The 3,237-nt window shown below is 59.6% G+C and carries 4 protein-coding genes; 2 read left to right on the top strand and 2 right to left on the bottom strand.

What is annotated here, in order from left to right:
* The first annotated feature begins 312 nt into the window (after positions 1-312).
* On the top strand, positions 313-540 hold the full coding sequence (locus tag GL284_RS21090) for a hypothetical protein (protein ID WP_230383526.1): 228 nt from the start codon (positions 313-315) through the stop codon (positions 538-540).
* Between the two features lie 57 nt (positions 541-597).
* Here the strand turns inward: GL284_RS21090 and GL284_RS21095 are convergent, their stop codons facing one another.
* Positions 598-1,977, bottom strand: a complete 1,380-nt coding sequence (locus GL284_RS21095) for an IS1182 family transposase (protein ID WP_155046370.1) — start codon at positions 1,975-1,977, stop codon at positions 598-600.
* A gap of 61 nt (positions 1,978-2,038) precedes the next feature.
* On the opposite strand from GL284_RS21095, the gene GL284_RS21100 reads away from it, so the two are divergent.
* Positions 2,039-2,731, top strand: coding sequence for a hypothetical protein (locus GL284_RS21100; protein WP_155046371.1), 693 nt, complete (start codon positions 2,039-2,041; stop codon positions 2,729-2,731).
* A gap of 302 nt (positions 2,732-3,033) precedes the next feature.
* Here the strand turns inward: GL284_RS21100 and GL284_RS21760 are convergent.
* Positions 3,034-3,237, bottom strand: a 204-nt coding sequence (locus GL284_RS21760; RefSeq protein ID WP_230383527.1) for a hypothetical protein, incomplete at its 5' end; no start/stop codon positions are given.

Below are 3,237 nucleotides of genomic sequence, written 5' to 3' on the forward strand. Positions count from 1 at the left end.
CATCAACGGCTTCTATAACCCGCGCCGTCGGCACTCAGCATTGGGAGGCAAAAGCCCCTTGGCCTTTGAACGCCACGTGGCCTAAACGAGCACTCGGAGCGGCACAAATACGCGACAGGTCCACGTGCAACAGTGGGTGCCCCAGGCACCGGTCTATCCTATAGCACTCTCTTGGTTCCCGTCGGGAAGGCACCTCGCGGACCTGCTCCTCAGATTACCCCGGAGCCAGATGCATTTGCCTCTCCACCTACGGGAAGCCCAGCCGCTGGCAACAATCCGGCCTCCGCAAAAGTCTACATGCCCCAGGTTGGTATGAACGAGATTGCTAGTGCTTCGGTCGAAGTGTTGACCAGCATGTCGCTGCTCCCTCTGCGCGACCTGATAGCGAAAGCGCGCGAACAACAATCACAGGTCAAGTCTGACTTGCGGGAGGCACGCGATGAAGAGGCGAAGCAGCAAGGTGAGCTGAACCGCCGCAAAACGAGCTTGTTCCGTTGGTTCTACAAGAAGCGAATGGCAGAGCTGGAAGGATTGTGTTGAAAAACTCGCTTCAGATCCTGCGATGACGTCGCGCTGAGATCGGCGCGCGCGCTCCTTTCAAGCCGTTTGCGGCCCACCGGGGATCAGCTTGGCGAGTTTGCGGAGGTTCTGGGCGGTTGCGGCGAGGAGGAATTCGTCTTTGGCGCCGTTCGGGCCGCGCAGACGCAGGCGGCCGAGGCGCAGGATGCGCTTGAGGTGGGCGAAGAGCATCTCGACTTTCTTTCGCCGTCGCGTGCTCTCAAGGTAGGCATCGGTTCCGGCAAAGGCGCGGACCTTGTCGCGGACGGCCTCGTGGCGATGGCGGGAGATCCGGCGGATGTCCTGGTTTGGCGTGCAGCGTGCCTTCAACTCGCAGGTGCCGCAGTCCGCCTTGCTGGCGTAGTATCTACGGAAACCGTCCGGACCGTAGGCCGGTCGTTCCTTGCCGATGTCACGCCAATACTTCTTCAGCTTCCGGCCCCCGGGGCAGGTATATTCGTCGGCGACAGGATCGAAGCTGAATGCGGTGTTCGGAAAGGTGCCGTCGGCGCGCTCGGTTTTGTCGAAGACCGGAATGTGCTGGGTGATCTGGCGCTCGTCCAACCAGGCCAACATCTCGGCAGAGCCGTAGGCGGTGTCGGCAGCGAGGCGTTCCGGCTGTAAATCGAACCGATCATTTGCACGGTCGATCATGGTGCGTGTCGCGCCGACTTCCGCCTGGCGGATCGATCGGCTGGCTTCGACATCCACGATGACCGCGTTGTCGGTGTCGATCAGATAGTTGGTGGAATAGGCAAAAATCGCGGGCGCGTTCATGGCGGCGGTCCACTGGCTTGCCGGATCGCTGCAGGACACGAACTTCGGACGCACCTCGCTGGCGGCGCCGAAGGCGGCTTCGTCAAGCGTCTCCAGATACTCGCGCACGGCGCGGGGTGCAGTCTCCTCGTCGATCTGCCCACCCTGCCAGAATTCTTGCGACATGGAATACATCTTGCCGGCATCGGCACGGATCAGGCTGGCGTCGGTGGCGAAGTCGCGGCCGCCCACCAGCCCCTCGGTGATGCAACGGCGAACGACCGTCTCGAAGACTTCGCGCAGTAGATCGCTGTCGCGGAAGCGCCCGTGGCGGTTCTTGGAGAAGGTGGAATGGTCAGGCACCGCCGTGTTCAGATCCAACCGGCAGAACCAGCGATAGGCCAGGTTCAGATGAACCTCCTCGCAGATCCGCCGCTCGGACCGGATGCCGAAGCAGTAGCCGATCAGCAGCATGCGGATCATCAGCTCGGGATCGACCGAAGGACGGCCGGTGCTGCTGTAGAAAGGTGCGAGGTGCTGCCGGATGCCGTCCAGATCAACAAACCGATCAATGGCGCGGATCAGATGGTCCTGCGGAACATGATCTTCCAGCGAGAACTCGTAGAACAGGGCGCCCTGCGCTACCTGCCGCGATCCCATCATCCCAATCACCTCCACCACCTATGAATGGAAGTGAATCAGGGCGCAGTCCGCCGATCAACAGGTGTTTTTCAACACAATCGAAGCAGCACTGCCAGTCACGAAAGGTGAGGTCGAGAGGCTGGCGAACTGGGAAGACAACACCAAAATAGCGGTGAAGTTCGAGGCCGGGGACGCGGCGCAGCGCGCTTACTCATCAGTGGTTCGAGCGTTCGATAGCCTCAAACTGAGCAATAAGAAATGGGACGTGACTGGCGACAAGGCCACAAACCAGTTTGTCGAGCGAACGCTTGCCAACCGCACTATCGACAGGCATGCGGTCATATTTGAGTTCAGCTCAACCGACCTGATCCAGTTCTCGGGACGTGCAATGCGCTTCGAGAACATCAATGGCGACGACATATTGATCTATCCCGGTGTCGCGGTCATACCTCGTGCGGACGGTGTGTTCGCCCTCATCGACATTCGCGAATTGAAGATCGACATTGAAGGGGTGCGGTTCCACGAGACGGAGGGGGTGCCAAACGATGCCGAAGTGGTCGGACATACGTGGGCGAAGACTAACAAGGACGGATCGCCTGACCGGCGCTTCAAGGAGAACTACCAAATCCCGATTTGCTTGTATGGTCAGATCGCATTTCGGTCTAAGACAGGGGTGACCGAGGAATACATGGTATCGAATGCAAAGGCAGCTTTTGCCTTTGTGGAGACGATAAACGCATATCAAAGGTCTATAGCTGAAACGGAATCGCCGTGAGCCGAAAGTCGATCTGCGCTACGGCATCAAGTAATTTGGGCTCCGAACGACAGCTGGGGTGTAGCATCCGTTAGATTGGAGCCTTGGGCCCGTACCGCGGGTCACGACAGGCCAGGTCGGCCTATTGCTGCCGTCCATTGATGCGTCGGTGCTGCAGTGCAGCTTCACCGAAACAGCCGTTCGCCTACCCGGCTCCGGGCTTGTCCGGCTCGTGCACCGCGATTGAACGAGGTACAGCCCTCATTGTTCGGCAAGTTTTCGCGCATCCAAACCCTTGTCGCGATCCGGCCATCTTCGAAAGCTCATTGATCGCAGATGACATCGCCCTCGCGCCGAAATAGCCTGTCCACATGAATTCCGGTGACTGGTCTGATCAGGAAAAGGCAGTGTCCCAACACATGGTGTAGGAGGCCGCGCGCGGAGCCTTCGGCGTAGCGCAGCGCGCGGCCGTTGGTGACGCTGGCGGTCACCGTCGATCTTCGGACAAGTTTCGGGTTGCGAGACCT

The sequence above is a fragment of the Paracoccus shanxieyensis genome, from assembly GCF_009711265.1.
Classification (GTDB): Bacteria; Pseudomonadota; Alphaproteobacteria; order Rhodobacterales; family Rhodobacteraceae; genus Paracoccus; species Paracoccus shanxieyensis.